The sequence below is a fragment of the Streptomyces sp. NPDC031340 genome (genome assembly GCF_055569945.1).
In genome coordinates, this window is record NZ_JBVIIE010000058.1 from 46833 (window position 1) to 53259 (window position 6427).

Annotated in this window: 5 protein-coding genes and 1 pseudogene; all 6 read left to right on the forward strand. The window is 73.3% G+C overall.

The window, feature by feature from the left end; genetic code table 11:
* Positions 1–86 precede the first annotated feature (86 nt).
* A complete protein-coding gene (locus ACZ5GT_RS33265) occupies positions 87–1109 on the forward strand; it encodes a LacI family DNA-binding transcriptional regulator (protein WP_469033816.1) in 1023 nt (340 codons plus the stop codon).
* Positions 1110–1252: 143 nt separating this feature from the next.
* The gene (locus ACZ5GT_RS33270; RefSeq protein ID WP_469033819.1) at positions 1253–2515 is read left to right on the forward strand and encodes a S1C family serine protease; all 1263 of its coding nucleotides are present in this window, start codon (positions 1253–1255) and stop codon (positions 2513–2515) included.
* A 57-nt stretch (positions 2516–2572) separates the two neighbouring features.
* Positions 2573–2755, forward strand: a complete 183-nt coding sequence (locus ACZ5GT_RS33275) for a hypothetical protein (RefSeq protein WP_469033823.1) — start codon at positions 2573–2575, stop codon at positions 2753–2755.
* 110 nt (positions 2756–2865) lie between these two features.
* The gene (locus ACZ5GT_RS33280) at positions 2866–3597 is read left to right on the forward strand and encodes a response regulator transcription factor (RefSeq protein WP_469033826.1); all 732 of its coding nucleotides are present in this window, start codon (positions 2866–2868) and stop codon (positions 3595–3597) included.
* Complete coding sequence (locus tag ACZ5GT_RS33285) at positions 3594–5039, forward strand: HAMP domain-containing sensor histidine kinase (RefSeq protein WP_469033828.1); 1446 nt, start codon at positions 3594–3596, stop codon at positions 5037–5039. Before ACZ5GT_RS33280 ends, ACZ5GT_RS33285 begins: the two co-directional genes overlap by 4 nt.
* Before the next feature lie 307 nt (positions 5040–5346).
* Positions 5347–6321 (forward strand): annotated as a pseudogene (locus ACZ5GT_RS33290) (pectinesterase family protein); the annotation flags it as partial.
* Between the last annotated feature and the right edge of the window lie 106 nt (positions 6322–6427).

The window sequence follows — 6427 nt, forward strand, 5'->3', positions numbered from 1 at the left end:
CCGGAAGCGCCGAACGGGCCCGCAAAAGCCCGGCTCAGCGCCTTCTCGCCCTGCCCGGTCCCGGTCTCTCCGCGTAGACTCCGCGAGTGGCCAAGGTGACTCGGGACGACGTAGCACGGCTGGCAGGGACGTCCACTGCCGTCGTCAGCTATGTCATCAACAACGGACCCCGGCCGGTCGCCCCGGCCACGCGCGAGCGTGTTCTCGCCGCCATCAAGGAGCTGGGGTACCGGCCCGACCGGGTCGCCCAGGCGATGGCGTCCCGGCGCACGGACCTCATAGGGCTGATCATCCCGGACGCGCGCCAGCCCTTCTTCGGGGAGATGGCGCACGCGGTCGAGCAGGCCGCCTCCGAGCGCGGGAAGATGGTACTGGTCGGCAACACCGACTACGTCAGCGAGCGCGAGGTCCACTATCTGCGGGCGTTCCTCGGGATGCGGGTCTCCGGCCTGATCCTGGTCAGCCACGCGCTCAACGACCTCGCCGCCGCCGAGATCGAGGCGTGGGACGCCCGGGTGGTCCTGCTGCACGAGCGGCCCGAGGCGATCGACGACGTCGCCGTCGTCACCGACGACCTGGGTGGCGCCCAGCTCGCCGTGCGCCACCTGCTGGAACACGGCTACGACTACGTCGCGTGCGTCGGCGGCACGGCCGAGACCCCCGCCGTCGGCGACCCCGTCTCCGACCACGTCGAGGGCTGGCGGCGCGCGATGCAGGAAGCGGGCGTGCCGACCGAGGGCCGCCTGTTCGAGGCACCGTACAACCGCTACGACGCCTACCGGATCGCCCTGGACATCCTCTCCGGGCCCCGGCGCCCGCCCGCGGTCTTCTGCTCCACCGACGACCAGGCGATCGGCGTGCTGCGCGCGGCGCGCGAGCTGCGCATCGACGTGCCGGGCGAGCTGGCGGTGGCCGGCTTCGACGACATCAAGGAGGCGGCGCTCGCCGACCCGCCGCTGACCACGGTCGCCTCGGACCGCTCGGCGATGGCCCGGGCCGCCGTGGACCTGGTGCTGGACGACGGGCTGCGGGTCGCGGGGTCGCGGCGCGAGCGGCTGAAGGTGTTCCCGTCCCGGCTGGTCGTCCGGCGGTCCTGCGGCTGCGCGTGAATGAGTGAGCGTGGCTTTCTGAGAGCCTGCTGAGAGAGTCCCCCGGGCCGCGAGAAGCGTCTTTATATCGGGCATACGAGGTTCTGCCGGGCTTCTCAGCGGACGCTCAGGGGGCTCTCATGGTCGAGCGACAAGCTCGTTCCATGACCGAGAGCATCCGCCGCGGCGGCGAGTACGACGACCCGTACCAGGGCGAACGCCACGCGTACCCCCAGCAGCACGCCTCCTCGCCCGCGAACCCCGAGTGGCCGCCGCCGCCGGCGCAGCCGCCGGTCCGGCCGGTCACCGTCGAGCCCGGCACCACGGTGTGGCCGGGCCAGGCCACCACGCCGGCAGCCGCGACAGCCGGCGCGACAGCCGGCGGCTCGTACGGCGGCGACGGCACCGGCGGCGGCACCGGCGGCGGCACCGGTGGCGGCGGCACCGCCCTCCTCGACGCACCCCCGGCCGCCGGACCTGGCGAGCACGCGGCCCACGGGGCGTACCCGGCGTCTGCCGCACCCACCGAGCCCGGGCCCGCTCCCGCGCCGAAGAAGCGGGCCCGGGGGCCGGTCGCCCTGCTGGCCGCCGTGGCGATCGTCGCCGCGGCCATCGGCGGCGGCACCGCCTACGGCATCCAGGAGCTGACCGGCGGCAACGACACCGTGGCCACCACCAGCAGCACCAGCGTGGTGCCCGCCGCCAAGAAGGGCGACATCGCCGCGATCGCCGCCGCGGTCAGCCCGAGCATCGTCGAGATCAACGCCACCTCGAGCTCCGGGGAGTCGACCGGCTCCGGCGTGATCATCACCAGCGACGGCGAGATCCTCACCAACAACCACGTCATCTCGGGGGCTTCCTCGATCAAGGTCAAGACCAGCGACGGCAAGTCGTACACCGCGCAGGTCGTCGGCACCGACAGCAAGAAGGACCTCGCCCTGATCAAGCTGCGGGACGCCGCCGGCCTCACGGCGGCCACCCTGGGCGACTCCAGCGGCGTCAGCGTCGGCGACACGGTCGTGGCGATCGGCTCCCCCGAGGGCCTGACCGGCACCGTCACCAGCGGCATCGTCTCGGCCCTGAACCGTGACGTGACCGTCTCCACCGACGAGAGCCAGAGTCAGAGCCAGGGCGGCGGCAACGGGCAGTGGCCGTTCGAGTTCGGCGGCCGGCAGTTCAACGGCGACACCGGCTCGTCCACGACGACGTACAAGGCGATCCAGACGGACGCCTCGCTCAACCCCGGCAACTCCGGCGGCGCCCTGATCGACATGAACGGCACCATCGTCGGCATCAACTCCGCGATGTACTCGGCCAGTTCCCAGTCGTCCTCGTCAAGCGCCGGCAGCGTCGGCCTCGGCTTCGCCATCCCGATCAACACCGTCAAGTCCGACCTGGCCACGCTGCGGGCCGGCGGCTCCGTCTGACACCGCCCGCCGGCCGGCGCTCACCGGCCGGCACCGTTCGTAGTGAGGGAGCACGTCATGATCAAGCAGGTTCCGCACCCGGGCGCCGGCACCGGCGCCGCCGACTTCACCCTGGCCCTCGAGGTGGCGTACGACCTCCACGCGCCGGCCGTCCGGGCGCCCGAGATGGCCGTCGCCCCGGCCGCCGGCCGCCGCGCCGGCGCCGCGCGCGCCCGGCGCCGCAGCGGCGCCCGCGGCTGATCCCGGCCGCGCTCCGCCCGCGCTCCGCCCTTTCCGCGCCGGCCGGGAAACATGCGACGCTGAAGGCGTCCAGCTCCCGTCGTTCCACCGCACCCGAGGAATCCGAGCCCATGAGCCCCGCCGATGGCGACCGTGAACCCCAGCGCATCCTGATCGTCGACGACGAGCCGGCGGTGCGCGAAGCACTCCAGCGCAGCCTCGCCTTCGAGGGGTACGGCACCGAGGTCGCCGTGGACGGCGCCGACGCGCTGGAGAAGGCCACGGCCTGCCGGCCCGACCTGATCGTGCTGGACATCCAGATGCCCCGCATGGACGGCCTCACCGCCGCCCGGCGCATCCGCGGCGCGGGCGACACGACGCCGATCCTGATGCTGACGGCCCGGGACACCGTGGGCGACCGGGTGACCGGGCTGGACGCCGGAGCCGACGACTACCTGGTCAAGCCGTTCGAGCTGGACGAGCTGTTCGCCCGTGTCCGCGCCCTGCTGCGGCGCAGTTCCTACGCCGCGGCCGCCGGCGCCGACCAGGAGGACGAGGCGCTGACCTTCGCCGACCTGCGGATGGATCTCGCCACCCGGGAGGTCACCCGGGGCGGGCGGCCGGTGGAGCTGACCCGCACCGAGTTCACCCTGCTGGAGATGTTCATGGCGCACCCGCGCCAGGTGCTCACCCGCGAGCAGATCCTGAAGGCGGTGTGGGGCTTCGACTTCGAGCCGAGCTCCAACTCGCTGGACGTCTACGTCATGTACCTGCGCCGCAAGACCGAGGCGGGCGGCGAGCCGCGGCTCGTCCACACGGTGCGCGGGGTGGGGTACGTGCTGCGGCAGGGCGGGGCGGAGTGAGCAAGGTCGTCCGCCGGTTCCGGTCCCTGCCGATCCGCTCCCGGCTGGCGCTGCTGGTCGCGGCGGCGGTGGCGTTCGCGGTCGCGGCGGTGTCGGTGACGTGCTGGTTCATCGTGCAGGGGAAGCTGTACGAGCAGCTCAACCAGGACCTGCAGCGGGGCATGCGGGGGCCGCAGCAGATCACGCAGGCCGAACTGGCCCTCAACAACTGCTCCACCACCCCGAACGGCACCGGCTTCTTCCGGAACAACTACTCCCAGGTGGTCACCGAGACCGGGAAGGTCTGCGTCACCGACGACTCCACCGGGGCCGTCAAGGTCACCCAGGCCGACAAGGAGCAGATCAAGAACGCCGACACCGGCCGGATCTACTTCCGCGACGGCACCGACGAGAACGGCAACGCGGTGCGCGTGATGGTCCGCCCGCTGGGCCCCACCAGGACCGCCGGCGGGGAGACCGGACCCAGCGTCGGGTTCGTCGCCGCCGTCCCCCTGAAGAGCACCCAGAACACCCTCAACGACCTCGCCCTGATCCTCCTGCTGGTCTCCGGGGTCGGCGTGCTCGGCGCCGGGGCGGCCGGGCTCGCGGTCGCCCGTGCGGGGCTGCGGCCCGTCGACAAGCTCACCGAGGCCGTCGAACACGTCGCCCGCACCGAGGACCTGACGGTCCGCATCCCGGTGGAGGACGACCGCGAGGACGAGATCGCCCGGCTGTCCCGCTCGTTCAACACCATGACCTCCTCGCTGGCCAGCTCCCGCGAGCTGCAGCAGCAGCTCATCGCGGACGCCGGCCACGAGCTGCGCACCCCGCTCACCTCGCTGCGCACCAACATCGAGCTGCTCACCCGCAGCGAGGAGACGGGCCGCCCCCTCCCGGAGGCGGACCGCAAGGCGCTGCTGGCGTCCGTGAAGGCGCAGATGACGGAACTGGCCTCGCTGATCGGCGACCTTCAGGAGCTGTCCCGGTCGGAGGGGCAGCGGGGCGAGCGGGTCCAGGTGGTGGCGCTGCGGGACACCGTGGAGGCGGCCCTGCGCCGGGCGCGGCTGCGCGGGCCGGAGCTGACGATCACGGCCGACCTGGAGCCCTGGTACGTCATGGCGGAGCCCTCCGCCCTGGAGCGGGCGATCGTCAACATCCTCGACAACGCGGTGAAGTTCAGCCCCGAGGGCGGCACGGTCGACGTGCGGCTCGGCGGCGGCGTGCTGACCGTCCGCGACCACGGTCCCGGCATCCCGGAGGACGAACTCCCGCACGTCTTCGACCGCTTCTGGCGCTCCCCGAGCGCCCGCGCGCTGCCCGGTTCGGGCCTCGGCCTGTCGATCGTCGCCCGCACGGTCCAGCAGGCGGGCGGCGAGGTCGCCCTGTCCCGCGCGGACGGCGGCGGCACGGTGGCGAGGGTCCGGCTGCCGGGCGCGCCGACGGCTCCGCCCGAGGCCCCCTGAGCGGTGGCCGGCCGCGTCGGCGTGACCGGCGCGTCGTGAGGTGGGCGGCGTGAGGTGGGCGGCGTGAGGTGGGCGGCGTGGTCGGCGCGGCGTGACCGGGCCGCCCCGCGCGCGCGGCCCGGTCGCCTCCGTGCGGCAACCTTTCCGGCCGGGGTGACGACCCATCAGCGGTCCCCATCCCCCGCACGGAACGGAGTTCCGCATGGTTCGGCACCGCAGTCCTGGAAACGTCCTCGCCGTCGCACTCCCCCTCGCCCTGACCGCGGCCGGCGCCCTGGCCCAGGGAGCCCAGCCCGGTATCCGGGCCACCGCCACCGCCGCCGCCACGACCACGCTCACCGTCGCCAAGGACGGCAGCGGGCAGTACACCACCGTGCAGGCCGCCGTGAACGCCGTCCCCGCGAACAACGCATCCCGCGTGGTCATCGCCGTTGCGCCGGGCACGTACCGCGAGACGGTGAAGGTCCCCGCGAACAAGCCGCACGTCACCATCCAGGGGACGGGCTCCAGCCGCAAGGACACCGTCATCGTCTACGACAACGCCTCCGGAACGCAGAAGCCCGACGGCTCCGGCACCTACGGCACCTCCGGCAGCGCCACCGTCGCCGTCGAGGCCGACGACTTCCAGGCCCGCAACCTCAGCATCACCAACGACTTCGACGAGGCGTCCCACCAGAACATCGCCCAGCAGGCCGTCGCCCTGCGCACCGCCTCCGACAAGGTGTTCCTGGACTCGGTCGTGGTCAGCGGCGACCAGGACACGCTGCTGCTGGACACCGCGGCGAAGGACAGGCTCGGCCGGGTCTACATGACCAACTCCTACGTGGTCGGCAACGTCGACTTCATCTTCGGCCGCGCCACCGCCGTCATCCACAAGTCGGTCATCACCCTGAAGAAGCGCTGGAACGGCACCTCCGCCGGCTATGTCACCGCGCCCAGCACCGCCGCCGGCCGCAAGGGCATCCTCATCGCCGGGTCCACGGTGAACGGGGACGTCTCCGACCGCAGCTTCTACCTCGGCCGGCCCTGGCACGCGGGCGGCGACGCGAGCCTCGACCCGCAGACCACGGTCCGCGACACCGTCCTGAGCGCCGCGATCAGGACCGCCCCGTGGACCGACATGAGCGGCTTCTCCTGGAAGGACGACCGGTTCGCCGAGTACAAGAACAGCGGCCCTGGCTCCGGCGCGGCGAGCGGCGACCGGCCGCAGCTCACCGACGCGCAGGCCGCCGACCAGGAGGTGGCGGACTGGCTGGGCGACTGGACACCGTCCACCGCCTGACCCCCGGCCGCTGACCCTCGGCCCCGGGGGGGGGGGGGGGGGGGGGGAGGGGGGTGTGGGGGGGGGGGGGGGGGGTTTCTACGGGGGGGCCCGCGAGGGAGGACAG

What these genes read in the sequence shown, in the direction of transcription:
- ACZ5GT_RS33275 (WP_469033823.1), top strand. Translation starts at nt 2,573, where the DNA reads ATGATCAAGCAGGTTCCGCACCCGGGCGCCGGCACCGGCGCCGCCGAC.
- ACZ5GT_RS33280 (WP_469033826.1), top strand. Translation starts at nt 2,866, where the DNA reads ATGAGCCCCGCCGATGGCGACCGTGAACCCCAGCGCATCCTGATCGTC.
- ACZ5GT_RS33270 (WP_469033819.1), top strand. Translation starts at nt 1,253, where the DNA reads ATGACCGAGAGCATCCGCCGCGGCGGCGAGTACGACGACCCGTACCAG.